General features: G+C 70.9%; 18 protein-coding genes and 1 pseudogene. 14 read left to right on the forward strand and 5 right to left on the reverse strand.

Annotation, left to right across the window (positions count from 1 at the left end):
* Nucleotides 1-30: 30 nt before the first annotated feature.
* Nucleotides 31-915 carry a 4-hydroxy-tetrahydrodipicolinate synthase gene (dapA, locus tag ACFXOA_RS14335; RefSeq protein WP_385026809.1) on the reverse strand — a complete coding sequence of 295 codons (885 nt, stop codon included), beginning with the start codon at nucleotides 913-915 and terminating at the stop codon, nucleotides 31-33.
* Between the two features lie 389 nt (nucleotides 916-1,304).
* Here dapA and ACFXOA_RS14340 point away from each other — a divergent pair, with 389 nt between their 5' ends.
* The 7 genes and pseudogenes from ACFXOA_RS14340 (at nucleotide 1,305) to ACFXOA_RS14370 (ending at nucleotide 13,725) form a co-directional block, all read left to right on the forward strand.
* Nucleotides 1,305-6,233, forward strand: a complete 4,929-nt coding sequence (locus ACFXOA_RS14340; RefSeq protein ID WP_385026812.1) for a hypothetical protein — start codon at nucleotides 1,305-1,307, stop codon at nucleotides 6,231-6,233.
* Nucleotides 6,234-6,421: 188 nt separating this feature from the next.
* Nucleotides 6,422-7,057 (forward strand): DUF4232 domain-containing protein, encoded by a 636-nt coding sequence (locus tag ACFXOA_RS14345; protein WP_385026815.1) that lies wholly within the window; start codon nucleotides 6,422-6,424, stop codon nucleotides 7,055-7,057.
* A gap of 332 nt (nucleotides 7,058-7,389) precedes the next feature.
* On the forward strand, nucleotides 7,390-8,856 hold the full coding sequence (locus ACFXOA_RS14350; RefSeq protein WP_385026818.1) for a hypothetical protein: 1,467 nt from the start codon (nucleotides 7,390-7,392) through the stop codon (nucleotides 8,854-8,856).
* A gap of 142 nt (nucleotides 8,857-8,998) precedes the next feature.
* A complete protein-coding gene (locus ACFXOA_RS14355) occupies nucleotides 8,999-11,314 on the forward strand; it encodes an esterase-like activity of phytase family protein (RefSeq protein WP_385026821.1) in 2,316 nt (771 codons plus the stop codon).
* Between the two features lie 251 nt (nucleotides 11,315-11,565).
* Nucleotides 11,566-13,050, forward strand: a complete 1,485-nt coding sequence (locus tag ACFXOA_RS14360; protein ID WP_385026824.1) for an alkaline phosphatase PhoX — start codon at nucleotides 11,566-11,568, stop codon at nucleotides 13,048-13,050.
* Between the two features lie 94 nt (nucleotides 13,051-13,144).
* Nucleotides 13,145-13,415, forward strand: a pseudogene (locus ACFXOA_RS14365) (TROVE domain-containing protein); the annotation flags it as partial.
* Between the two features lie 79 nt (nucleotides 13,416-13,494).
* The gene (locus ACFXOA_RS14370) at nucleotides 13,495-13,725 is read left to right on the forward strand and encodes a hypothetical protein (RefSeq protein ID WP_356736297.1); all 231 of its coding nucleotides are present in this window, start codon (nucleotides 13,495-13,497) and stop codon (nucleotides 13,723-13,725) included.
* A 111-nt stretch (nucleotides 13,726-13,836) separates the two neighbouring features.
* Here the strand turns inward: ACFXOA_RS14370 and ACFXOA_RS14375 are convergent, their stop codons facing one another.
* The 4 genes from ACFXOA_RS14375 to ACFXOA_RS14390 all read right to left on the reverse strand — a co-directional run bounded on the left by ACFXOA_RS14375 (nucleotide 13,837) and on the right by ACFXOA_RS14390 (nucleotide 16,945).
* Entirely contained in the window at nucleotides 13,837-15,045 is a 1,209-nt protein-coding gene (locus tag ACFXOA_RS14375) for a TerD family protein (RefSeq protein ID WP_385026827.1), read from the reverse strand.
* 65 nt (nucleotides 15,046-15,110) lie between these two features.
* Nucleotides 15,111-15,344: a hypothetical protein gene (locus ACFXOA_RS14380; RefSeq protein ID WP_385026830.1), complete on the reverse strand. Its 234-nt coding sequence runs from the start codon at nucleotides 15,342-15,344 to the stop codon at nucleotides 15,111-15,113.
* 66 nt (nucleotides 15,345-15,410) lie between these two features.
* A complete protein-coding gene (locus tag ACFXOA_RS14385) occupies nucleotides 15,411-15,983 on the reverse strand; it encodes a dihydrofolate reductase family protein (RefSeq protein ID WP_385026833.1) in 573 nt (190 codons plus the stop codon).
* A 152-nt stretch (nucleotides 15,984-16,135) separates the two neighbouring features.
* Entirely contained in the window at nucleotides 16,136-16,945 is an 810-nt protein-coding gene (locus ACFXOA_RS14390; RefSeq protein ID WP_385026836.1) for an NAD-dependent epimerase/dehydratase family protein, read from the reverse strand.
* A 336-nt stretch (nucleotides 16,946-17,281) separates the two neighbouring features.
* Here ACFXOA_RS14390 and ACFXOA_RS14395 point away from each other — a divergent pair, with 336 nt between their 5' ends.
* From ACFXOA_RS14395 to ACFXOA_RS14425, 7 genes are all read left to right on the forward strand, one after another.
* Nucleotides 17,282-18,241: a 5-dehydro-4-deoxyglucarate dehydratase gene (locus ACFXOA_RS14395; RefSeq protein ID WP_385026838.1), complete on the forward strand. Its 960-nt coding sequence runs from the start codon at nucleotides 17,282-17,284 to the stop codon at nucleotides 18,239-18,241.
* Complete coding sequence (locus ACFXOA_RS14400; RefSeq protein WP_385026841.1) at nucleotides 18,238-19,422, forward strand: hypothetical protein; 1,185 nt, start codon at nucleotides 18,238-18,240, stop codon at nucleotides 19,420-19,422. The genes ACFXOA_RS14395 and ACFXOA_RS14400 overlap by 4 nt, the downstream gene beginning before the upstream one ends.
* Nucleotides 19,423-19,667: 245 nt before the next feature.
* Nucleotides 19,668-20,324: a GntR family transcriptional regulator gene (locus ACFXOA_RS14405; protein WP_385026844.1), complete on the forward strand. Its 657-nt coding sequence runs from the start codon at nucleotides 19,668-19,670 to the stop codon at nucleotides 20,322-20,324.
* A 50-nt stretch (nucleotides 20,325-20,374) separates the two neighbouring features.
* Nucleotides 20,375-21,277: a dihydrodipicolinate synthase family protein gene (locus ACFXOA_RS14410; protein ID WP_385027141.1), complete on the forward strand. Its 903-nt coding sequence runs from the start codon at nucleotides 20,375-20,377 to the stop codon at nucleotides 21,275-21,277.
* Nucleotides 21,274-23,025: an L-arabinonate dehydratase gene (gene araD / locus ACFXOA_RS14415; RefSeq protein ID WP_385026847.1), complete on the forward strand. Its 1,752-nt coding sequence runs from the start codon at nucleotides 21,274-21,276 to the stop codon at nucleotides 23,023-23,025. The genes ACFXOA_RS14410 and araD overlap by 4 nt, the downstream gene beginning before the upstream one ends.
* A 121-nt stretch (nucleotides 23,026-23,146) precedes the next feature.
* Nucleotides 23,147-24,085 carry a carbohydrate ABC transporter permease gene (locus ACFXOA_RS14420; protein ID WP_385026850.1) on the forward strand — a complete coding sequence of 313 codons (939 nt, stop codon included), beginning with the start codon at nucleotides 23,147-23,149 and terminating at the stop codon, nucleotides 24,083-24,085.
* Nucleotides 24,082-24,999: a carbohydrate ABC transporter permease gene (locus ACFXOA_RS14425; protein ID WP_385026853.1), complete on the forward strand. Its 918-nt coding sequence runs from the start codon at nucleotides 24,082-24,084 to the stop codon at nucleotides 24,997-24,999. Before ACFXOA_RS14420 ends, ACFXOA_RS14425 begins: the two co-directional genes overlap by 4 nt.
* Nucleotides 25,000-25,039 lie beyond the last annotated feature (40 nt).

A 25,039-nucleotide genomic window follows, 5' to 3' on the forward strand; every position in this document is an offset into this window, starting at 1 on the left:
GCGCGCCCGCCGGGAAGTGCGGGACAGCCCTCAGCCGGCGGCGAGGAGTTCCTCGTACACCGCGCGCAGCCCGTCGACCGCCTCGCGGCCGGCGGGCCGCAGCGGTTCACGGACCGGTCCCGCGTCGAGCAGCGCCTTCGCGGTGACCGTGCCGGGCAGACCGGAGGCCATCATGGCCTCGACCAGCCCCATGGTGAGCCCGTTGAGCCGGGCCGCCTCCGCCGTGTCACCGGCGTCGAACGCGTCCAGCACGGCCCGCATCGGGCCCGGGGCCACGTTGGCGACCGTGCTGACGAAACCGGCCCCGCCCAGCGCGTACAGCGGGAGATTCAGCTCCTCGCAGCCCGAGTAGTACGCCAGTGACGTACCCGCCATCACCCTGGCCGCGCCGAGCAGGTCGTACGAGCAGTCCTTGACCGCCACGATCCGGGGGTGCTCCGCCAGCCGGAGCATCGTGGCCGGCTCGATCCTGGTGCCGGTGCGACCCGGGATGTCGTACAGCATCAGCCCGAGGCCGGTCGCCTCCGCCACCCGGAGGAAGTGCGCCTCCACGTCCGCCTGCGGCGGACGGCTGTAGTACGGGGTGACCACCAGCAGGCCGTCGGCCCCCGCGTCCTCCGCCTCCCGTGCCTGCCGGACCGTGTGCCGTGTGTCGAACGTACCGACCCCGGCGACCAGCGGGACGCCGTCGCCCACGGCCTCCCGGACCGCCCTCAGCAGAGCGGTCTTCTCCCCGTCCGTCGTGGTCGGCGACTCACCCGTGGTGCCGCTGAGCACCAGGCCGTCGCAGCCGTCGGCGACGAGCGCGGCCGCGTGGCGGCGGGCGGCGCCCAGGTCCAGCTCACCGTCGGCGGTGAAGGGGGTGATCATGGCGCAGAGGGCGCGGCCGAAGGGTCCGGACGTGTGGGATGTCATCCCCGCAGTCTCGGCCGTCCGGTCGCGCCGGTCCACTTAGATCTGCTCGGGGTGACGGGCAAGCGATGCTGAAGGATGGGCACGCGCGACGTCCGGCAGGATCGAACGAGATGCGAGGGGGACCGTTCCAGGGGCGGGGTGCACGGTATGCGCGTACAGCACGGCAGCGGCTGAGGACTTCACCCCACCCGGCGGCGAGGCAACCCTCGTACAACCCCTGCGGCCCGCCGTGCGGTCCGGTGCCCGGCAACGCGAAGCCGACTCCTCCGCTCCCAGGGGTGATCGGGCACCCCCGGAGGAGTGATCTTGGTCGGACCTCTCCAGGTTGCGGGAATTCGCTCGAGCAGGGTGGGGCCGAACGGATTCCCTGTGGTGCGGAGAGGTATGTCGTGACTGTTGAGCCTGCCGTCGGAGACGGCGCCAACCTGTTGTTCGGATACCGGCCATGGAGTGCGTCGGACTCCTCACCGGCGTACTTCCGGCCTCCCCAGGCGCCTGCCCACCGGCAGGTCCCGGACCTGACCGACGGTGCGAACGAATGGTCGGGGCCGGTCGTCACCGTTCATCCTGACGCCGCTTCGCTGGTCTCGGCCCTCTACGGATACCGGGTCGAGCTGAGCGCGGGGGAGAAGGGAGAGGTGCCGGCCGGGCCGCTGGTGCTCCACGACTCGGACGCCCCGGCATCGGCCAGGACGCTGGGCGGGTATCTGGGCGTCAGCCTGACGCCGGGGCGCGGGTATCTCCTGGTGCGGCACCAGCGCACCGCGGGACACAGGAGGCATCCGTTGGCGGCAGCGGCGACGCCCAAGGAGGCGAGTGCGTATCTCACCCCCGGCGCCCGGGCCGCAGCCGATGCTCTGCCCGTGGTGCCCCCCGGTGAGGCCCCCACACTCGAACAGGTCCAGAAGTACCTGGACTTCTTCGAGACCTACGGCACGCACTTCCTGTCGGAGATCACCTACGGCGACGTCATCCATCAGGCGTTCAGCTACGAGTCGGCGTTCTACGACGCCACGGTCAAGAAGCTGTTCGACCGACTGGCCAAGGGTGCACCTCAGGTGACGGGACATCGGGCCCTGGACTTCCGCGCCGTGACGTCGGAGCCTTACGGCTCCAACGGAGGGGTGCGGGAACACGGCAACGTCCTCGCCTACAGCCGTGACCCGGCCCTGGCCGCCACCGTCGCAGCCGGCAGGTGGCGGGACAAGGCGTACGCGGGGGACCACGACAGCATCTTCGCCGCCAACCTCGAAGACGGTGACGAACTCGTCGACACCTGTACGGCGGTGGTACCGACCGCGCTGACGTTCGCGGGACTGCCCACGCTGCTGCCCGAGCGGGGTCTGACCCTGACCGCCGACCGGTTGCTCCGCGGAGGGCTGCTGCACAAGTACGCGCCCGGGGTGAGGCTGGCGGTGAGCCGTGAGCGGCCGCACTGGGCCACGCACCGGCCGCAGTCCGGCGGCAGCTGGCTCTCCACCCTGGCCACCCCGACGGTGGACGTCTATCAGGAGCGGACGGACCTCGGCGCGGTGAGCATCGGCCGCCCCGCCGACGTCGAGAACTTCCGGGTCACCACCCATGTCCTTCAGGTGTCCGGGGCGGAACCGGCATCGGTGCCGGGCACTTCGGTGCAGCTGCTGACACATGTGCTCGACACCTCGGAGCACGAGGGACTTCCCGAGCTGCGGCTGACGAAGCAGGGCCTTGACTCACTGAGGATGCACTGCGGGCACATGTTCGGTGCGCTGCGGCTCGCGACGGACGACCCGACCGCGGCCCACTACACCCTGCTCGACGGCCTGAGGTTCGCCGACTCGGCCTCGGTGGAGCCGTCCACCCGGCGGCCCTGGGTGAGGGTGGACGCGTCCGTCACCGATGTCCCGCCGAACGGCCTGGTGACCGCGGCGGCGAGCAGCCTCCAGTTCTCGCTCGTCACCGCGGAGACGATGCTCGCCGCCCGGGGAGCGGACGGCGAGGGCGTACGGGAGCTGGGGCGACGTCACCTCGGGTGGCTTGCGCGGATCATCCCGAAGGAGGCCACCGACGCCGGGCTGGCGGCCATGCGCGCTCGTGCGCTGTTCCTGGCCAAGACGGACGGTGTCCTGGAGCAGAGCGCCGTCGAGGTGCCGTACCTGACGTACGAGGCGTACCGGCCCCTGGTCGGCACCCTGCTGGAGAAAGCCAGGCTGGTCCGCGGCGATCTCCGCGATCTCCAGGAGCGGATCGAGCAGCGCAAGCAGGCCGAACTGCTGGCCAGGAACCAGGAGGAGGTCAACGAGAACATCAAGGCGACCGGCAAGCTCCTCAGCGGGTACCTCAAGGCGCTCCATGAGCACCGGGGGGATGTGACCGCGCAGCATCAACTGATCGTCAGGCAGAGGCAGAAGGAGTACGAGAAGGCCGTCACCGATGTCGACGCGCTGCACCGTGCGGTCATCGAGCAGTCGCAGAGGGTCAACAACGAGATCGAGGTGTTCAAGGGCAAGGCGCAGGACTGGCAGACCGACCAGTGGGTGAAGTTCGGTATCGAGGTGGCCCAGGCGCTCTTCGACCTCGGCCGCAGCATCATCGCCCCGGTCCAGGGCCCCGACGCGGCGATGAGGCTCGCCTTCACCGGGTCGAAGCTGAAGAGGCTCGAAGAGGTGATCAACGCGTTGGCGAAGATCGCCGGGAACATGTACGAGACCGCTGCCAACATCAAGGAAGTGCAGGACGCCCTGGAAAGGGTCGACGGCAAGCTGGAACTCCCCGCGCCGCACGAGTGGGCTGAGATGGAGGTCCACTTCCGGGAGACCCTGCTCCCGGCCGGATCCGGCGAAGACCTGAAGCTGCTGGCCCAGCCGCTGTTGACCGCCTTCGGGGCGCTCGCGCGCCGGGGCAAGGCATGGGTGGAGGCCGGGGTCCGGATGACACACCTGCGGCAGGAGGCCGACGCCGCGGTTCTGGCCGCCGACCTCAACACAAGGCAGAAGGAGCGACTGGGGCGGCTCGACCTAGGACTGAACAGCGGCAATCCCCGACCGCCCGAGGTGGAGCACATCGACCTGATCGGCCTGACGGGCGAGGCCGAGTTCCAGCTCAAGCAGACGCTCTCCGCCCTGGCCCGGGTCCTCGTACAGCAGGACGGGGCCGTGCAGTACGAGTACCTGGGCGTGCCGACCCGTCCGGCGTCCTTCGACATCGCCGGCCTCATCCAGGTGATCGCCGACCAGCAGGCCGCCGTCATCAACGGGATCCGCCTTCTCCAGCCGAGGCCGCAGAGAGTTCCCGCGCCCATCACCTACCGACTGGAAGGTGTGCCGGTCAAGGCGCTCCTGGACGGAGAGTACGCCTTCACCATTCCCTCCGATGCCAGGGAGTTCGAGAACTACGCCATGGTCCGGGTGGACAAGGTGATCGCCCGGGTGAAGGGAGTCAGGAGCGCCGAAGGCGCTTACGTGCTGAAACTCGTTTACGAGGGCTCGCCCTTCCACGACCGGGACAAGGCGAAGCGCGCACTTGCCTTCCGCACCGTCGAACGGCACTTCGGCCCCTACGAATACGACCGCCGCACCGGGAGCCTGAACTTCGGCGGCGAGGACGGGCCGTTCGACACGAGCATCACCCGCGTGACGCCTTTCAGCACATGGAGGGTCGGCGTACCCGCTCGGCTGAAGGCCAACAAAGGGCTGGAATTCGCGGACCCTCACGCCACGGTGGAGCTCGATTTCCACATCACGGCCCAGTACCCGGACGAAGCGGTGTCTCTCGGGGCGCGTTGCATGCCCATGGGCAGCGAGAACGCCCTGGTGCAGGACATGTACAACAGTGGCAGCGCGCTGCGCGGCTGGGACGCCGTGCTGAACATGGACCGGGTGAAGGTCAACAGCATCCTCCACGCCCTCTACGAGAAGGACAATCCCGGCGGGACCATGCTCGTGGCCTACGCCGGGTGGAGCGGCGAGGTCCACAAGGGCGGGCCGAAGTACTACGCGCCCGCCCTGGATGTCGAGATCACCCTGGGTAAGCCCCAGTTGACGTTCCTGGACGGCCAGGAAAGCCTGGTCAGGATCGTCCAGGAAGTCGAATCCGGGAAGACCAGGAGCGGATCCCTGGAGGTTCCCAAGGGGACAAGGGTGACGAGCCTCGACTACGAGGCCCGCTCGGGGGCCGTCGACTGGGACGACTGGGAGTCCCTGGAGAGCGAGGGAAGCGGCAGGGTCCCGCGTGTGGAGTGCACACTCCCGCTCGCGGTGGTTGCGGGAACCGTGAAACCGCATGATCCCGAAGCGAAGACCCTCGCAGTGGCTCTGGAGCTGAGCAGCGGTGACTTCCAGGCGAAATACGTCCACGGCGACAACGTCGAGATGCTCGACAAGAAGCTGAAGGACGTGTTCTCGCGGAAGGGCGTCGTCTACCGCATCAACACCATCGACTGCAGCCGGACCAGCCTGCTCCAGGAGCTGAAGCCGTCCCGGTTCTCCGCGCGGACACGGAAGACCAACGGCGACAGGGACCTGCTGCAACTGTTCATCACCACCGACGGACAGCCCTGCAACGACAGAACGGTCATGGTCGGCGAACCGTTGCCGAGCGGGTACGACGTCTCATTGATGATCAACACCAGGATCGTGTTCCAGGCCCTCCTGGTCGGAGGGTTCAAGGGAGAGGGACTCACAGCGGCGGCCGTCGACCCGGGAGATCCGAGCAAGACCTGGAAGGCGAGGGTCTCGGGGTCGGTCGAGGCCACCATCAAATGGCCGGACAACCTGGACGGCTGGAGCAACGGTGAGTGGATCAGCCACACCTTCCGCTTCGACGAGAACAACAGCGACCGGATGACGCTCCCGCTGGACGGCATGCTCTTCCAGCCCAGCGCGACCGGAGCCCTCAAGATCCACCTGGATCTCAGCAAGAGGCTCACTTTCGAATGGTGGGTCTGCGCCAACAGCCATTGCACCCCGCCGCTCTCGGGGAGCGTGGATTCCTCCCTCACGATCGAAGGCGGTTACGAAGTCACCGTGACCGGGGAAGGAGACAACCAGGCGATCGCCGTCAGGGACCCGAAGGCCACACCCACCGTCACCGCTCACGGCATCTCGGGGAAGGGCCCGTGCGACCGGGCGGGCGGTTGGCAGAAGCAGTATCTGGCCGATGAGATCGAGCGGGTCTTCCCCGAAGCGGTCCAGACCGCCGTCAGGAACATCTCGTTCGGGCAGGCATCCGTCTTCGCGCTGCGGAACCTCTTGTTCCCCGCTGGCAACCGCATGCGCCTGTCCAAGGCCTACGTGCCCGGTGACCTGCTCATCCTCGGCACCTTGATCACGAACGACTGAGCCGCACCGAGAGGACGCGGGCAGGGGGTGCGGTGTCACCGCCGCCCCCCGTCGCGATCCTCCCGGTTCCGGGCGCCGGCCCCGCCCGCCGTCGTGGGCGGCGAGGCCGCCGCCCTGAGGGCGCGCCCACCGTCTGGCATGATCGAACAGACATGTGACGGACCGTTCCAGGGGTGGGGTACAACGGCATGCGCGTACGGAGACCGATCACGGCCGCGGCCGTCACGGCGGCAGCACTGTCCCTCTCCGGCTGTGCCGGATTCCTCGTGCCCGCGGGTGAGGGGGATCCGGTGCCGCGCGTCTCCGCCACGCCGCGCCCGGCCCTCTCCGCCCAGGCCCCGGACTCCGGGCCGGTCGCGGACGCGCCCGCACAGGGAGCGCCCACCACCGAGGCGCCGGTGGGCGGTTGCCCCGCCGCGGGCGTCGCCGTGGACATGGGCCCCGTGCAGACGGCCATGTTCGCCCGGGCGGTCACCCTCACACTGACCAACTGCGGGAAGAAGCCCTACCGCGTCCACGGCTATCCGTCCGTACGCGCGCTGGGGGAGGACGGCGAACGCATTCCCGTCCCGGTGAACGCCGGGGGATCGATGTTCGGCAACGACGAGGGGCCGCGGGAGATCCAGCTGAAGCCCGGCGCGAGCGTCACCTCCACGCTGGCCTGGGTCTCCACCAAGGAGGGCGGCGACCTCATCGAGGGCGACGCCCTGGAGATCTCCGCCGCACCGGACACGGGGGCGCGGATCTTCCCGCTGGAGGGGCACGACATCCGGCTGATGGACGAGCTGAACACGACGGCCTGGCGTGAGCCGGCGGCCGGGTGACCGTACGGCCCGACGAGCCTGGTCCCGGGGGAGACGACGCGTCGGGCGGCCCCTCGGGGGCGTCGGCGCGGGCCCCGGGGACCGCACCCGCAGCCCTGGGGGACGGAACCGGAACCCCGGGCGTCGCGGGTGGCGGCGGGGCCCGGACGGGCCCGGCGTGACGGGCGGTGGCGCGACCCGGTCGCCCCGGCGCCCGGCCCCGCGTCGGGCCCGCGGGAGAACCCGGGCGGCACGGGACGAAATGCGTCTACGCTGGGGCGGCGGCCGAGGCCCGAACACACCGGGACGGCCCCCTGGACACAGCCCGCGCACGCCCCGAGGAGACCCCCCAGATGTCCGCAGAGCGCCCCTCCCTGCCGCCGGTGCGGCTGCACACCGAGGCCGAGCTGGCACGGGACGCGCTGTCCGCGCCGCTGCTCGCCCGTGCCGCCCGCCTCGCCCGCTGGGCCGGGCCCGAGACCAGGGTGGGCGCCGGAGGCGAGCTCGTCGAGGCCCAACTGCCCGACGCTGCCCGGTATCTGGGGCTCGCCGACGACGAGGACGGCGCCGCGTACGCCAGTGAGGCGTGGCGCCTCGCGGTCGACACCGGACTCGTCGACGTCGAGGACCCGCAGGACGAGGACGGCACGGAGGGCGAGGACGCCGAGGGCACCGTCACCGCGGGTGAGAACCTCGCCCTGCTGACCTCGGGATCCCCGGCCGACGTCCTCGCGATCTGGCTGGACGGCCTGGACGCCGTGCACGCCGACGCCACGGCGCCCGCCTTCGACGACTTCGCCGACCTCATCGGCGAGGACGGCAGCGTCGACTTCGACGCCCTGGACTGGGACCCCGAGGAGGAGGCGGACTTCCTCGACGGAGTGCTCGGCAACCTCTACCTGCTGACCCTCGCCGACGCCGGCCCCGCGGACGCACCGATCCCGCTGCCCGCCCTCGCCGCGTCCGTGGTGGTGCCCGAGGACATGGAGGAACCCACCGACGACGTCCTCGAGCAGGTGTCGGAGGCCATGATGCGGCTGGACGACCAGTTCCGGGTGCTCGAACCCATCGGAATCGTCGAATACCGTCCCGTGGACGAGAGCCTGCTCACCGAGGAAGGCGGGGACGCGACACCCCCCGCCGACGACGAGGACGTCACCCGCTACGGCATGGTGAAGCTGACGCCGCTCGGTCTCTACGGCATCCGCGAACGGATGCTGGAGGCCGGCGTGGACGCGCCCGCCGTCGGCGACCTCCGGGACAAGGGGGCGGACGTCCTCCTCGACGGGATCGCCTACTACCCCGAGGAGGCCGCACGCACCGAGGTCGGTCTGTGGCTCGGCACACGAGGAGCGGACGCCGCGGACCAGGCGGCGACGGAGCTCCTGGCCGCGGCGCGCGGCTCCGACCGGCGCGCGCCGCTGCGCAGGCTCCACTGCCAGCAGGCCCTCGCCCTCGTGGGCCCGGAGGCCGAACCTGCGGTGCGCGCGGTGCTCGGCGACCCCGAACTCGGCGGTCTGGCACGGGTATGGCTCGCGGAGCGCGGCTCGGCGGACGTACCGGCACCCGACGAGGCGATGATCTTCTGGCTCGCCGTGGACACCATCGCCGCCCAACTGGACGCGGACGGCGACCTGGACGAGCTGCGAGGGCTGGTCGAGGGCCTCTCGGGCCAGCACAGCGGTTTCTTCGACGAGGCGTGGCGGGTGGAGCACCCCGCGACCGCGGAGGTGCTGGAGGCGATGGGCCGCCTCCACAGCGACCGCGGTGCGGCGAAGGCCGCCCGCAAGGCCGCCTACAAGGCCCGGTCCCGGCAGTAGGCCCCGGCGGCGGGGCAGCCGCTGCCTGCCCCGCCGCCCCCGCGTTGTTCCTGGCCTTCGCCTTCCGTTCACCGCCCGGTCATGCGGCCATGGCCCGCGGCTGCGAGCATCCGCCTCCTCAGTGAACCGATCCGGAGGAACGATGCTCCCGAAGAGAACCTGTGCCGCACTGGCGGTTCTGGCCGTGACCGCGGGCACCCTGGCGGGCGCGGGCGCGGCCGCCGCCGGCCAGTCGCACGGCGGCCGCGGACCGAAGCCGGTGGCCTTCGAACGTGCCGCCACCTACCCGGTCTTCCAGAACCGGCCGGCCGGCGAGGACGCCTCGGCGCAGACCGTCGCCGAGATCTCCGCGACCAGCGAGGACGGCCGCACCCTCGTCTACACGGACGCCGCTGCCGGACGCATAGGCTTCCTCGACATCAGTGACCCCGGCCGGCCGGAGGGGCTCGGCACACTCTCCCTGGCCGAGCTGGGTGACGCCGAGGACGAACCGACCTCGGTGACCGTCGTCGGCCCGTACGTGCTGGTCGTCGTGAACACCAGCGAGAGTCACTCACACCCGTCCGGCAGGCTCGACGTCATCTCGCTGCGTACCCGGGAGCGGGTGGCCGGCCACGACCTCGGCGGACAGCCCGACTCGATCGCGGTCAGCAAGGACAAGCGGTACGCCGCCGTCGCCATCGAGAACGAGCGCGACGAGGAGGCCACCCCCGCGGGCGGCGAGGAAGGCGACCTGCCGCAGGCCCCCGCCGGTCTCGTGCGGATCATCGACCTCAAGGGCCCCTCGCCCGCCCGCTGGTCGACCCGGGCGGTGCCGCTGACCGGCGCGGACGGCTCCGCGCTGCCCGCACTGGTGGCCGCCGGGATCGCCGAGCCCACCGACCCCGAGCCGGAGTACGTCTCCGTCAACAGCCGCGGGCAGCTGGCCGTGACCCTCCAGGAGAACAACGGCGTCGTCCTCATCGACCTCGCGTCGGGCCGTCTCACCAAGGCGTTCAGCGCCGGGACCGCGTCGGTCCGGGGCATCGACACCGTCGAGGACGGCGTCATCGACCAGACCGGGTCCTTCACCGGGGTGCCGCGTGAACCGGACGCACTCGGCTGGATCGACGACCGCTACCTGGCCACCGCCGACGAAGGCGACTGGAAGGGCGGCACCCGCGGCTGGACCGTCTTCGACAGCCGTACCGGCAGGGTCGTGTGGGAGGCCGGAAACTCCTTCGAGCACATCGCGGCGCGCCACGGCCTGCTGAACGAGGACCGTTCCGAGAACAAGGGCACCGAGCCCGAGGGACTGGCGATCGCCACGTACGGCGGGGTGCGGTACGCCTTCGTCGGCTCCGAGCGCAGCAACTTCGTCGCCGTCTACGACCTCACCGACCCCACCAGGCCGGACTTCCTCCAGGTGCTGCCGGCGACCAACGGCCCCGAGGGCCTGCTGCCGATCCCCTCGCGGGGGCTGCTCGCCGTCTCCAGCGAGGAGGACGACGCCGAGGCCGGTGTACGCGCCTCGGTGAGCCTGTTCCGCCTCGGCAGGGGTACGCCTTCCTTCCCGTCGCTGGTCTCGGCCGACGGCCCCGCGGGCGCCCCCATCGGCTGGGGCGCGCTCGGTGCCCTGTCTGCGGTGCCGGGACGTCCCGACGAGCTGTACACCGTCACCGACGCCGCCTACTCCACCACCCGCATCCTCACGATCGACACGGGCCGGGGGCCCGCCGTCATCAAGCGGGAACTGACCGTCCGCGACGCCTCGGGTGAGCCCGTCGGCTACGACGCCGAGGGCATCCACGCCCGGCCGCGGGGCGGTTTCTGGCTGGCCGTCGAGGGGAAGACGGGCGCCGGCAACCGACTGGTCCGTCTGGACCGTCAGGGTGTCACCCAGCAGGTCGTCGACCTCCCCGCCGGCGTCGCCGCGGGCCTCGGCTCACAGGGCTTCGAAGGCGTCACCGCCACCACGGACCGCGACGGCCGGGAGATCCTCTGGGCGACCCTCCAGCGCCCGGCCTCCACCGACCCCGCCGGAGTGGTCCGCCTCGGTCGCTACGACGTCGGCGCCGGAACCTGGAGCTGGTACGGCTACCGGCTCGGCACCACCAGCACTCCCGGCGACTGGATCGGCCTGTCGGAGATCACCGTGGTGGGGGACGAGCTGGCCGTCGTCGAGCGCGACAAGCTGAACGGCCCTGCCGCCAGGGTCAAGCGGATCTACACGGTCGACCTGCCCAGGACCGCCGCTCCGCAGGGGGCGCTCACCGTGCTGCCCAAGACCCTCGCCCACGACGTGCTGCCCGAGCTCCGGGCCACGAAGGGCTGGACGCAGGAGAAGCTGGAGGGCCTGACCGTGGCCGGAGACGGCCACGTCTACGCCGTCACGGACAACGACGGCCTGGAGGACTCCACGGGCGAGACCGTCTTCCTCGACCTCGGAACCGCCCGGAAGATGTTCGGCCGCGACTGATCTCCCCGGGCGCGGCCGCCCCCGGTCCGCTCCCCCGGAGGCGGCCGCACCCGTCCCCGTCGGGAGCGGACCCACGGCTTCAAGCCAGGCGTGGCCGGTTGCGTCCTGTCTTACGTACGGGTCTGTCCCGAACCCGGCATGGGCTTGGGACGCAGGACCTCCGCACGCCGCGTGGAGTTCAGCCGGAGTTGGTGCGGGGCGGGGAACGTGATCGCGCCAACCACCCGGCCTCGCCTCACCAGGAGCCCGCCATGTCGCTCACGCGCAGGGAATTCAGCAGACAGTCCGCCCTCACCGGCGCCGGCATAGCCCTGACCGGCGCCGTCGGCACCCTGGCGACGGCGCCCGGCGCGCTGGCGGCCGAGGACGCGCGGCACGGACACGGCGGCGGACACGACGACCACGACCACGACCACGGCCACGGCCACGGGCACGACAGGGAGCTGGGATACGGGCCGCTGCTCCCCGACCCGAAGGGGATCCTCGCGCTGCCCGCCGGATTCTCGTACCGCGTCATCACCCACAGCGGCGTCACCAAGCTGGAGACCGGCGAGCCGACCCCCTCGAACCACGACGGCACGGCCGCATTCGAGGGCGCCCGCGGTGTGACCCTGCTCGTCAACAACCACGAGCTGAGCGGCGTCCGGACCGGCTGGGAACACCCCGTGCCGCTCACCGAGGGCCTCGTCTACGACCCGGTCGCGGCCGGCGGCTGCACCGTCGTGGAGACCCGCCGCGACGGCCGCACCGCCGAGTGGGTCGGCATCGCGGGCACGTCGACCAACTGCGCCGGCGGCAGCACCGCCTGGGGCACCTGGCTCACCTGCGAGGAGACCGAGGACAAGGCCGGCAAGAACGGCCTCCTCAAGGACCACGGCTACGTGTTCGAGGTCGACCCGTACGACAAGCGCGCCAACCGCGACCCGCGCCCGGTCAAGGCCTTCGGCCGGTACGCGCACGAGGCCGTCGTCATCGACCCGAAGCAGGGTCACGCCTACCTGACCGAGGACGCCTCCGGCCCCAACGGCCTGCTCTACCGCTGGGTTCCGCCGCACGGCTTCCGGCACGGCCGCGGCAAGCTGCGCACCCTCGCCGACGACGCCGGCGTGCTCCAGGCGTTCAAGTGCTTCGACCGGCACGGCGCCTTCGTCGACGACCTGTCCCGCGCCACCCGGGTCGGCACCGTCTACGGCGTGGACTGGGTGGACGTGCCCGACCGCGACGCGAAGACCGTCTCCGTGCGCAAGCAGTTCACCGACGGCCAGGTCACCCGGGCCCGCAAGCTCGAAGGCATGTGGTGGAGCGACGGCGGGGCGTACATCGTCTCCTCGTTCGCCCGTGACGAGAGCCCCGTGGCCCACGACGGCCAGGTCTGGTTCTACGACCCCAAGCGCCGCACGCTGACCCTGAAGGTCCTGCTCGGCGTCAACGCCGACCCGTCCGTGGACGGCGCCTTCGACGGTCCGGACAACATCACGGTCTCGCCCTACGGCGGCCTGGTCATCGCCGAGGACGGCGAGGGCATCCAGCACCTCTTCGGCGCGACGGACAGCGGCCGCACCTACCCGATCGCCCGCAACGAACTGAACGGCGGAACGGAGGAGGACCCCTCCTACAGCGAATTCACCGGAGTCACCTTCTCGCCGGACGGAAAGACGCTCTTCGCCAACATCCAGACCCCCGGCATCATGCTCGCCATCACGGGCCCCTGGAAGCGCCAGTCCGACAAGCGCTGAGGACCGTACCCGCGGTGTGCGGGGGAATCCCTTCGCGCACCGCGCGGTTGCCCCCCTGAAGTCATGGCCATGCACCTCCCGGTGCGAAGGGTCCGGACGCACCCTGGTCCTGGTGGACCGCTCGGGCTCGATGTGGGCGCCGCTCTCGGACCGCTCCCAGCTGAATCGGGCCGACGCGGCCGCCGTCTTCGGCGCGGCGCCGGCCCTGCGGGCGGCGGACGCGGACCTGGTGCGGTTACCGGGTCGGGCACGCGCCGTCGGGCAGCGAGAACCGTCACACCTTCGGTGGACTCTCCGACGCGGCGTTCCGCATGGTGCCGCTGCTGGAGGCGGGCAGGAGCGCGGACTGGCCCTGGAACGGCTGATTACGAATGCGGCACTACTGACCGCTCCGGAGCGGTCGGGCATGGCGTCGGACGCTTACAGGGCGCATACTCGACCGTAATGAAACAGTCAGCCGGTTCCCGGCGTCACCTGCCGTCCAGTCCCTTCAACCGCCCGGCCCAGGAGGCCCCACCGGTCGAATGCTTCGATGTGGGCGACAGGGTGTCGCACGACCAGTTCGGACTCGGACGGGTCCTCGCCGTCGAGGGCGACAACGACGCGGTGCTCATCGACTTCTCCGGGCGCCAGGGAAGGATCCTGAGCCCGTACTCGAAACTGACCAAGCTCTGAGGGAGCGGCCGAGCACGCATCGCGTCACACCGGAGACCCTCCGGACCGACCCGGGGCACCGACGGAAGCATCCGTCTGGTGCCCCGGACGTCGTTCCTGGACGGTGAGGCGCTACAGGGCCTTCGCGGCCGGCTTGACCATGCCGCGCACGGTCCGGGACTTCACGAACTCGCCCATGGCGGTCATCTCCCACTCGCCGGAGAACTGCTTGATCAGCTTCGCCATCATCACGCCGGTCTGCGGCTCCGCCCCGGTCAGGTCGAAGCGGACCAGTTCCTCGCCGGTGGCCGCGTCGATGAGCCGGCAGTAGGCCTTGGCGACCTCGGTGAACTTCTGCCCGGTGAAGGAGTTGACGGTGAAGACCAGCCCGGTCGCCTCGGCGGGGATCCTGCCGAGGTCCACGACGATGACCTCGTCGTCCCCGGCGCCCTCGCCCGTGAGGTTGTCGCCGGAGTGCTTGATCGCGCCGTTCAGGATGGAGAGCTTGCCGAAGTAGCAGCTGTCCAGGTGGTTGCGGTCGGGGCCGTAGGCGATCACCGAGGCGTCGAGGTCGATGTCCTTGCCCCGGAACGCGGGCTCCCAGCCGAGGCCCATCTTGACCTGGGAGAGCAGCGGGCGGCCGCCCTTGACCAGGGACACCGTCTGGTTCTTCTGGAGGCTGATCTTCCCCTTGTCGAGGTTGATCTTGCCGCTGCCGGCCGGTGCGGCCGGTGCGGGAGGAGCCGGCGGAGCCGGAGGGGCGATCCGGGGGTCCACCGGGGCGGACGCCGGGGGAGCCGCCGGGGGCGCGAGAGGGGCGGGCGCCGCCGCCGCGGCGGGCTCCTCGACCGAGACGCCGAAGTCCGTGGCGATGCCTGCCAGTCCGTTCGCGTAGCCCTGGCCGACGGCGCGGGCCTTCCAGGCGCCGTTGCGCAGGTAGATCTCGATGACCACGAGCGCCGTCTCACCACCCAGCCGGGGAGGGGTGAAGGTGGCCAGCGCGGAGCCGTCGTCCGCATTGCGCACGGTCGCGGTGGGCTCGATGCCCTGGAACGTCCGCCCCGCCTCGTCTGGGCTCGCCGTGACCACGATCTTCTCGATGCCCGGGGGGACGGCCGTGGTGTCCACGACGATCGCGTCGGGCGCGGCGCCACCGCCCCCGCGGTAGGTCACGCCCGGGCCCGAGGGCTGGTTGTAGAAGATGAAGTCGTCGTCGGAGCGCACCTTGCCGTCGGCGGTGAGCAGCAGGCCCGAGACGTCGAGCCGCACGGGGGCGGCGACGTCCACCGCCACACGGGCGGCGGAGAGAGGGATGTTCGAGCCGGGGGTCATTGCGGTCATGCACGGGGTAACGAACGACTCGGCTTTGCCGTTCCCTTACCTTTCGGGGGCTTGCCCCGGACGGCTCAGCGCCGGCCGCGGGACCGGTTGCGGGGGTGGTCGCGGGCGGTGCGCTCGTTGCCGTGCCGGTACGCCCCCGTCCAGCGGGCCATCACCAGCTGGGCGTCGCCGGAGACCACCTCCGCCAGGAACTTCTCGGCCCGGCCGCCGCGCAGGGTCCCCGCGGGGCGGCCGTGGTGGGTGAGGGTGACGCTCGCGTCACCGTGCTGCTCGTACGCGAATCCGGAAGGTCTCGGCATGGACGTATGGTGCCCGGCCCGCGGCGGGCCGTCGCGGGCTTTTCGGACCCGCCGGAACGTCGGCACTCAGCGGACCACGTCGAAGACGTTCTTCTGCAGCCCGTTGGCATAGGTCTCGTGCTCGACGAGCCGGAGCTTCTGGGTGTCCTTGTCGGTGGCGCTGAAGAGCCGCTTGCCGGCGCCGAGCAGGAGCGGGAAGACGAGCAGGTGGTAGCGGTCGACGAGCCCGGCGTCCGAGAGGCCCTGGTTGAGGGTCGCGCTGCCGTGGACGATGACCGGGCCGCCCTCCGTCCGCTTCAGCGCGGCGACGTCGTCGAGGGACCGAAGGATCGTGGTGTCGCCCCAGTCGCTCACCAGGGCGTCCTCCGTGAGCGTGGTGGAGACGACGTACTTCGGCATGGCCTTGTAGTCGGTGAACTCCTCCATGCCGGGCCAGACCTTGCTGAACGCCTCGTAGCTGGCCCGGCCCAGCAGCATCGCGGAGGCCTCCTTCTGCTCCCGGCCCTTGATCTCGTACGCCTCCGGCAGGAACTCGACGTCCTTGAACGTCCACCCCGAGTTGCGGTAGCCGGGCTCGCCGCCCGGGGCCTCGACGACGCCGTCGAGGGAGATGAAGGCGGTGCTGATCAGAGTGCGCATGACGGTTCCCCGGGTCTCGCTGCCGACAGGTCCGACGGTGATGCTACGGCGGCCGCTCACGCGGACGCCGTAGCGCCGGTCTCGGGTGTCGACCCCGGTGGCCGGGGAAACTCATCGGTCCTCGCCCGCCCCCCCCGCGCGGGCGGGGGCGGTCAGTAGGGCCAGATCGGGGGGTTCGTGACGAAGTGGCCGCCGAGGTTGGCGTGCTCCGGGTTCCCGGGGTCCAGCTCGCCGTGCTCGGCGACGAGCTTCTCGGCGTACTGCTCGGAGTCGTCCTGCGGGTCGTAACCGAGGGCGCGCGCCGAGGTCAGGTCCCACCACAGCCGGGTGTTGTCCGAGGAGCCGTAGACCACGGTGTGCCGTACGTCCTCGGCGGTGAGGGCCGCGTGGAAGAGGCGGGCACCGTCGCCGGGGCTCATCCACACCGAGAGCATCCGCACCGACGTCGGCTCCATGAAGCAGGAGCCGATGCGTACGGAGACGGTCTCGACGCCGTGCTTGTCCCAGTAGAACTGCGCGAGGTCCTCCCCGAAGGACTTCGACAGGCCGTAGAAGGTGTCGGGGCGGTGGGGTGTGTCCACCGGGATCAGCGGGTCGCCGGGGAGGGGGCGCGGGGTGTAGCCGATGGCGTGGTTGGAGGAGGCGAACACGATCCGCTTCACGCCCTCCTCGCGGGCGGCCTCGTAGAGGTTGTACGTGCCCTCGATGTTGGAGCGAAGGATCTTGTCGAACGAGGACTCGAGGGAGATGCCGGCGAGGTGGACGACCGCGTCCACGCCCCGCACGGCCTCCCGCAGCGCGGCCTTGTCGCCGAGGTCGGCGGTGAAGGCGTCCGGCTCGCCCTCGATGGGGGTCACGTCGAAGAGCCGGAGGTCGTAGCCGTACGCGGGGAGCAGCCCCCGCATCAGGGTGCCGAGGCCGCCGGCTGCGCCGGTGAGAAGGACGGTGCGGGGAGCGGGCATACGGGTTCTCCTCGGTGCGGGGCGCGGGGCGCGGGGCGCGGCGTGCGGACGGATGCGGTGCTGCGGGGCCGAGTGCGTACGGACAGCAAGGTACGCGTGGTGCGCGGGAGCCGGACAGCCGCCCGGTACGTCAAATCCGTGGACCGCATTCACATGCGTGGACACGCTAGGAAGTTTCCGTGGATCACGTCAAGTGTCGTGCGTGATCGCCGGGTTCGTCCACGGTCGGCTGTTCGCGCCTTGACCGGCGGTGCGAGGCTGCCCTAGCGTGGCAACGTTCAGAAATATGGACACCGATCATAATTGTGCACGCCTGAATCTGCTCAGGGAGCGCCCGTGACCTCAGCCCCCCTCGCCGCCCGGCTCACCGAGACCGCCGGGCCGCTCTTCTTCCCCGTCACCGCCTACGGGCCGGACGGCGCCGTCGACCTCGACGCCTTCCGCGCACACGTGCGCAAGGGCGTCGACGCCGGCGCCGCCGCCGTCTTCGCCTGCTGCGGCACGGGCGAGTTCCACGCACTCGCCCCTGACGAGTTCCGTCTCGTCGTCGAGGCCGCCGTGGAGGAGACCGCGGGACAGGTGCCCGTGGTCGCGGGAGCCGGCTACGGCACGGCGCTCGCGATCCGGTACGCGAAGCTCGCCGAGGAGGCCGGTGCCGACGGGCTCCTCGCCATGCCTCCCTACCTCGTGGTCGCGGGCCAGGAGGGGCTGCTGGCGCACTACACCGCGCTCGCCGCGGCCACCTCCCTCGAGACCATCGTCTACCAGCGCGACAACGCGGTCTTCACCCCGCAGACCGTCGTCGCCCTGGCGCGGACGCCGGGGATCATCGGGCTGAAGGACGGGTACGGCGACCTCGACCTGATGCAGCGCATCGTCAGCGCCGTACGCACCGGTCTGCCGGGGCAGGACTTCCTGTACTTCAACGGGCTGCCCACCGCCGAGCTCACCGGGCTCGCCTACCGGGGCATCGGGGTCACCCTCTACTCCTCGGCCGTCTTCGCCTTCGCCCCCGACATCGCCCTCGCGTTCTACCGCGCGCTGGAGAGCGGCGACGACGACCAGGTCAACGCGCTGCTCGACCACTTCTACCGGCCGCTCGTCGAACTGCGCTCCAAGGGGCACGGTTACGCGGTGTCGCTGGTGAAGGCGGCCGTACGCCTGGAGGGCCTGGACGTCGGACCGGTCCGCACCCCGCTCACCGAACCCCCCGCCGAGCACGTCGAGGAGCTGACCGCGATCATCGCGGACGGCCGCGCGCTGCTGGAGAAGTACCGTGCGGGGGAGGCGAAGTGAAGGCCTCCGCCTTCCTGTACCCCTGGGACGTCGTCGGCGACCCGGCAGCCGCCGCCCGCATCGCCGACCTCGGCGTCGAGCAGGTGACGCTCGCCTCCGCCTACCACTCCACCCGGGCCCTGACCCCGCGCCACCCCGGCCACCGGATCGTCACCGCCGAACACGCGGCGGTCCTCTACCCGCCCGACCCCGGCCGCTGGGAAGGGCGCGGGCTGCGCCCCTGCCGGCAGACCTGGGTGAGCGGGGACGACCCGTTCGCCGAGGCGGCGGGACTCCTCGCGGACGCCGGGCTCCAGGTGCACTCCTGGGTGGTCCTCGCGCACAGCTCCCGCCTGGGCGCGGAGCACCCGGAGACCTCGGTGGTCAACGCCTACGGCGACCGCTACCCCTGGGCGCCCTGCATCGCGCGGCCCGCGGTCCACGACTACCTGGTGGACCTGGCGGCCGAGGCGGCGGCGCGCCCCGGGGCGTCCGGAACCGAGCTGGAGTCCTGCGGCTGGTACGGCTTCGCCCATCTGCACGCCCACGACAAGGTCTCCGGGGTCACCCTCGGGGACGCGGCGCAGTACCTGATGTCCCTCTGCTTCTGCGCCGACTGCCGGGCCGGGTACGCCACCGTGGACCTGGACCCGGACGAACTGCGCGCCGGTGTGCGCCGCGCCCTGGAACCCGTGTGGGCCGGGAGCGGCTCCGGCGAGCAGGGCTGGACCGGTGTGGAGAAGCTCCTGGGGGCCGGCCTCGCCGACGCCACCCTGCGATGGCGCCTCCAGGTCGCCAAGGGCTTCCAGGAGGCCGCTGTCGCCGCCGTGCGGGACGCGGCGCCCGGGCCGGGCTTCCAGGTCCTGCTGCACGCCGATCCCGCCCCCTACCGGACCGGCGCCAACGTGGGCACCGACCCCGCGCACATCCTGTCCACGGCCGACGGAGTCGTCCTGCCCTGCACCGGCGGTGACGCCGCCCGTGAGGCCGTGCTCGGCCCGTACGCCGGGCTGCCCGGCGTCGTCGCGGCGAACTTCAACGTGGTCACCGGCATGGGCGGAAGCCCTTCCACGCTGGCCCGGGACGCCGCGCACGCCGCCTCGCTCGGCGCCGGTGAACTACGCCTCTACCACGCGGGACTGGCCTCGGATCCGGACCTGGGCGCCGTCCGGGACGCCCTGTCGGCCGTCCGCGGAGGCTGACCCGGAGCCACCCGGCACGCGGAGCGCAGGCCCCCGGCACACCGCCGGGGGCCTGCGCCGCATGCCGTTTCCCGCCGGCACCCAGGCGCCCGAACCGCCGCCGGCCCGGCCCGTCCGTACGGGATCGCGTGAACTTCTTTTGCCAGAAGCGTTGACGAAACATTCGTACCGCTCTAGCTTCATCGCGTCGTACTTCGTACGTCATATATGAGACGCGATACGCGAGATGCGAGAACTCTTCACCCATGACCTTTGCGCCCGCCCCCATTCCCTCCAGGACCCAGTACGTGCTGGAGGCGATCAAGCACGCGATCCTCACCGCGCAGCTGAAGCCAGGTCAGGCGCTCGTGGAGACCGAACTCGCCGCGCAGTTCGGGGTGTCGAAGACCCCCGTACGCGAGGCGCTGAAGACGCTCGCCGGCACCGGACTCGTGGTCATGAGCCAGTACAAGGGCGCCACCGTCCGGCTCGTCGACGCGACGATGGCCCGCGAGGTGTACGACGTGCGCCTGCTCCTGGAGCCCGAGGCGCTGCGCCGCACCATCACCCGCAAGGCGTCGCTGGAGGCGGCCCAGGAGGCCCTGGAGCGTGCCGACTCGGCGATCGACAAGGCCGACAGATCGCTCGCCAACCGGGACTTCCACCGCGCCCTGTACATCCCCTGCGGCAACCCGCTGCTCGCCCGGATGCTCGACGAGATCCGCGACCAGGCCGCCCTCGTGTCGACCGTCGCCTGGTCGACGATCCCGAGCTGGGAGCGCGAGGCGGCCGAGCACCGCGAGATCCTGCGGCTCGCCCTCACCGACGACGCGGCCGCCGCCGTGGCGGCCCTGCACGACCACATCGCATCGTTCGTACGCCGCGCCTTCCCCGACGACGTCGACGGGGGCGGGGCGGCGTGAACCATCAGCTGGCCATGGATCACCAGCACCTCGACGAAAGGTCGGTCCGCATGGACTTCTCACCGCTGAAGGCGGCCCTCGCAGACGTTGTCGCGATCCCGGTGACCCCGTTCACCGAGGACGGGAGCATCGACATCCCGGCGCACCGCGCCCTGCTGCGAAGGCTGCTCGACGGCGGCGTCCGCATCGTCACCCCGAACGGCAACACCGGTGAGTTCTACGCACTCACCCCCGACGAGCGGCGCACCGTCACCGAACTGACGATCGAGGAGGCGGGCGGCCGGGCCGCCGTCCTCGTCGGCGTCGGCCACGACGTACCGACCGCCGTGGCGGCCGCCGAGCACGCCAGGGACCACGGCGCGCAGATGCTGATGGTGCATCAGCCCGTGCACCCCTACGTCTCGCAGGACGGCTGGGTCGACTACCACCGGGCCATCGCCGAGGCCGTGCCCGGGCTCGGGGTCGTCCCGTACATCCGCAACCCGCTGCTCGCCGGCGAGCGCCTCGCCGAGCTGGCCGACAGCTGCCCCAACGTCATCGGCGTGAAGTACGCCGTCCCGGACGCCGCCCGATTCGGCGCGTTCGCCCGGGACGCCGGCCTGGAGCGGTTCGTCTGGATCGCCGGGCTCGCCGAGCTCTACGCCCCCTCCTACTTCGCCACCGGCGCCACCGGCTTCACCTCGGGACTCGTCAACGTCGCTCCCAAGGTCTCGCTCGCCATGCTGGAGGCGCTGCGCGCGGGCGACTACCTCGCGGCGATGAAGGTCTGGGACCAGATCCGCCGCTTCGAGGACCTGCGCGCCGACCGGCAGAGCGCCAACAACGTGACGGTCGTCAAGGAAGCCCTCGCCGCGCTCGGCCTCTGCCGCCGCGACGTACGGGCGCCGAGCCGGGTGCTGCCGGAGGAGCAGCGCGCCGAGGTCGCCGGCCTGGTCGCCGGGTGGTCGATATGACGGACATCCACGCCGACGGCGCGGACGGCCGCATCGCCCCCGAGGACCTGCGCAGCCACCAGTGGTACGGCACCGACGGGCTCCGCTCGTTCAGCCACCGCGCCCGCACCCGGCAGCTGGGCTACCTCCCCGAGGAGCACCTGGGCAAGCCGGTCATCGCGATCCTCAACACCTGGTCCGACATCAACCCCTGTCACGTCCACCTGCGCGACCGCGCGCAGGCGGTCAAGCGGGGCGTCTGGCAGGCGGGCGGCTTCCCGCTGGAGTTCCCGGTCTCCACCCTCTCGGAGACCTTCCAGAAGCCCACCCCGATGCTCTACCGCAACATGCTGGCCATGGAGACGGAGGAGCTGCTGCGCTCCTACCCCGTCGACGGGGCCGTGCTGCTCGGCGGCTGCGACAAGTCGACACCGGCCCTGCTGATGGGCGCGGCCTCCGTCGACCTGCCGACGGTCTTCGTGCCGGCCGGACCGATGCTCCCGGGTCACTGGCGCAACGAGGTCCTGGGCTCCGGCACGGACATGTGGAAGTACTGGGACGACAAGCGGGCCGGACTCATCGGCGACTGCGAGATGGCCGAACTGGAGAACGGGCTCGCCCGCTCCCCGGGCCACTGCATGACGATGGGCACCGCATCCACCCTCACCGCCGCCGCCGAGGCCCTCGGCGTCACCGTGCCCGGTGCCTCGTCCATCCCCGCCGTCGACTCCGGGCACGACCGGATGGCCGCGCAGTCCGGGATCCGGATCGTCGACCTGGTGTGGCGGCAGCTGAAGCTCTCGAAGATCCTCACGGCGGACGCCTACGAGGACGCCGTCGCCACGGTCCTCGCGCTCGGCGGATCGACCAACGCCGTCATCCACCTGATCGCCATGGCCGGCCGCTCCGGGGTGAAGCTCACCCTGGACGACTTCGACCGCATCGCACGCACCGTGCCCGTCCTCGCCAACCTCCGCCCCGGCGGCAAGTACCTCATGGAGGACTTCCACTTCGCCGGAGGGCTGCCCGGATTCCTGGCCCGCCTCACCGACGTGCTCCACCTCGACCGCCCCACCGTCACGCACACCACGATGCGCGAACAGCTCGACGGGGCGCTCGTCCACAACTCCGAGGTCATCCGGGAGCGCGACAACCCGCTGGCCGAGGAGGGCGGCGTCGCGGTGCTGCGCGGCAACCTCTGCCCGGACGGCGCGGTCATCAAGCACATCGCCGCCGAACCGCACCTGCTGCGCCACACCGGACCCGCGGTCGTCTTCGACGACTACAAGGAGATGCAGCGCACCATCAACGACCCGGCGCTGGCCCTCACCCCCGACCACGTCCTGGTGCTCCGCAACGCCGGCCCCAAGGGCGGACCCGGGATGCCCGAGTACGGCATGCTGCCGATCCCGGACTACCTGCTGAAGCAGGGCGTACGCGACATGGTGCGGCTCTCCGACGCACGGATGAGCGGCACCAGTTACGGGGCCTGCGTCCTGCACATCGCACCGGAGTCGTTCGTCGGAGGGCCGCTCGCCCTGGTCCGCACCGGCGACCTCATCACCCTCGACGTGGAGGCACGGCTGCTCCACCTGGAGATCTCCGACGAGGAACTGGAGCTCCGCAGGAACGAGTGGACCGCGCCACCCGCCCGCTACGGGCGCGGATACGGGGCGCTCTACCAGGACCAGATCACCCAGGCCGACACGGGATGCGACTTCACGTTCCTGGCCAGGCCGGGAGAGGTGCCCGACCCCTACGCGGGCTGAACCGGGCGAAGAGAATTCCGCGCACCGCCTCGTCCGGGATACCGAACGGCATGCGGCAAGCGCTTGCGCCATGCACCGAACGCACGGCACATCCAGCACTTCCAGAGATCGGAGACGCGTCATGGCCCAATCCGTAGCCGTGGCCACACCGCCCCCGAAGGGGAAGGCGCCCAGGCGCCGTTCGGCAGGCTCCCGCCGCCTGCCGTACCTGCTGATCGCGCCCGCGGGCCTGCTGATGCTGGGCTTCATCGCCTACCCGGTGGTCAGCGTCTTCTACTACAGCCTGCAGAACTACAACGTCACCAAGCCCTGGCGGAACGGCTTCGCCGGCTTCGACAACTTCACCCGGATCTTCACCGAGGACGACCAGTTCTGGTCCACGCTCGGCTTCAGCGCCCAGTGGGTCTTCACCCAGGTGACGCTGCAGCTCGCGCTCGGCCTCGCGCTCGCGCTGATCGTGAACCAGACCTTCATCGGCCGCGGCATATCCCGCGCGATGGTCTTCTCACCCTGGGCCGTCTCCGGCGTGCTGACCAGCACCATCTGGATCCTGCTCTACAACTCCTCGACCGGCTTCAGCCGCTACCTGGCGGACGCCGGCATCGGTGAGTACGGCACCTCGGTCCTCTCCGACACCGGCACCGTCTTCTGGGCGGCGACCGTCTCCGAACTCTGGCGCGGTGTGCCCTTCTTCGCCATCCTCATCCTGGCCGACCTGCAGTCCGTCTCCAAGGAGCTCTACGAGGCGGCCGCCGTCGACGGGGCGGGCCGGATGCGGCAGTTCTTCCACATCACCCTGCCCCACCTGCGCGACGCGATCATCCTGGCGACCCTGCTGCGCGGGGTCTGGGAGTTCAACAACGTCGACCTGCTCTACACCCTCACCGGCGGCGGGCCCGCGGGGGAGACCACCACACTCCCGCTCTACGTCGCCAACACGGGCATCGAGGGCCACGACTTCGGGTACGCGTCCGCGCTCACCACCGTCGCCTTCGTGATCCTCCTCTTCTGCTCGATCGTCTATCTGCGCCTGAGCAAGTTCGGAGGCGACCACAAGTGACTGCCGCACTCGTAGAGAAGAACGACGCCCGCACCTCCGGGGCGTCCCGCGGGAACGACACCCCGCCGCCCTCCTCGTCCCGGCGCACCAAGCGCGAGCGTGCCTTCGACGACGTACCGCGCTGGCAGATCTACCTGCCGCTCGGCATCTACCTGCTCTTCACGCTCATCCCGTTCTACTGGATGTTCCTCTTCGCCGTCCGGCCCGCCGGCTCCACCTCGCTGGTGCCCTGGCCGATGACGGGGGAGCACTTCTCCAAGGTCTGGAACGAGCGCAGCTTCGCGGTCTTCTTCCAGAACAGCATGATCGTCGGCGTCGCGACCCTGATCGCCACAACCCTGGTCGCGCTCGCCGGCGGCTACGCGCTGGCCCGGTTCGACTTCAAGATCAAGAGCGGCTTCATGCTCGCGCTGCTCTGCTCGCAGTTCATCCCGGGCGCCCTGATGCTCGTGCCGCTCTTCGAGATCTTCAAGAACCTCCAGATGATCAACTCCCTCGGGAGCGTCGTCATCGCGGAGACCGTCTTCCAGCTGCCCCTGTCGATCATCCTCATCAGCGGCTTCATCAAGAACGTCCCGGTCTCCCTCGAGGAGGCCGCCTGGGTGGACGGCTGCTCCCGCTTCAAGGCGTTCTGCGCCGTCGTCCTGCCGCTGCTGCGGCCCGGGCTGATCGCGGTGGGGTCGTTCGCCTTCGTCCACAGCTGGAACCACTTCCTCTTCGCCCTGATGTTCCTCAGCGAACAGGACAAGCAGACGATCCCGGTCGGCCTCAACACCCTCATCGGCGCGGACAGCGTCGACCTGGGCGCGCTGGCCGCCGGCGGAGTCATCGCCGCGGTGCCCGTGGTGATCGTCTTCGCCTTCATCCAGAAGTGGCTCATCACCGGCTTCAGCGCCGGCGCCGTGAAGGGATGACGGACATGGCCCCCGACTTCCGTACCCGTACCGCGCCCCT

The organism is Streptomyces sp. NPDC059166, from assembly GCF_042755185.1.
In the GTDB taxonomy this organism is placed as follows: Bacteria; Actinomycetota; Actinomycetes; order Streptomycetales; family Streptomycetaceae; genus Streptomyces.

Excerpts from the sequence above, each read along its gene's own strand:
- dapA (WP_385026809.1), bottom strand. The coding sequence starts at position 915 with ATGACATCCCACACGTCCGGACCCTTCGGCCGCGCCCTCTGCGCCATG.
- ACFXOA_RS14345 (WP_385026815.1), top strand. The coding sequence starts at position 6,422 with ATGCGCGTACGGAGACCGATCACGGCCGCGGCCGTCACGGCGGCAGCA.
- ACFXOA_RS14350 (WP_385026818.1), top strand. The coding sequence starts at position 7,390 with ATGTCCGCAGAGCGCCCCTCCCTGCCGCCGGTGCGGCTGCACACCGAG.
- ACFXOA_RS14355 (WP_385026821.1), top strand. The coding sequence starts at position 8,999 with ATGCTCCCGAAGAGAACCTGTGCCGCACTGGCGGTTCTGGCCGTGACC.
- ACFXOA_RS14360 (WP_385026824.1), top strand. The coding sequence starts at position 11,566 with ATGTCGCTCACGCGCAGGGAATTCAGCAGACAGTCCGCCCTCACCGGC.
- ACFXOA_RS14370 (WP_356736297.1), top strand. The coding sequence starts at position 13,495 with ATGAAACAGTCAGCCGGTTCCCGGCGTCACCTGCCGTCCAGTCCCTTC.
- ACFXOA_RS14375 (WP_385026827.1), bottom strand. The coding sequence starts at position 15,045 with ATGACCGCAATGACCCCCGGCTCGAACATCCCTCTCTCCGCCGCCCGT.
- ACFXOA_RS14380 (WP_385026830.1), bottom strand. The coding sequence starts at position 15,344 with ATGCCGAGACCTTCCGGATTCGCGTACGAGCAGCACGGTGACGCGAGC.
- ACFXOA_RS14385 (WP_385026833.1), bottom strand. The coding sequence starts at position 15,983 with ATGCGCACTCTGATCAGCACCGCCTTCATCTCCCTCGACGGCGTCGTC.
- ACFXOA_RS14390 (WP_385026836.1), bottom strand. The coding sequence starts at position 16,945 with ATGCCCGCTCCCCGCACCGTCCTTCTCACCGGCGCAGCCGGCGGCCTC.
- ACFXOA_RS14405 (WP_385026844.1), top strand. The coding sequence starts at position 19,668 with ATGACCTTTGCGCCCGCCCCCATTCCCTCCAGGACCCAGTACGTGCTG.
- ACFXOA_RS14410 (WP_385027141.1), top strand. The coding sequence starts at position 20,375 with ATGGACTTCTCACCGCTGAAGGCGGCCCTCGCAGACGTTGTCGCGATC.
- araD (WP_385026847.1), top strand. The coding sequence starts at position 21,274 with ATGACGGACATCCACGCCGACGGCGCGGACGGCCGCATCGCCCCCGAG.
- ACFXOA_RS14420 (WP_385026850.1), top strand. The coding sequence starts at position 23,147 with ATGGCCCAATCCGTAGCCGTGGCCACACCGCCCCCGAAGGGGAAGGCG.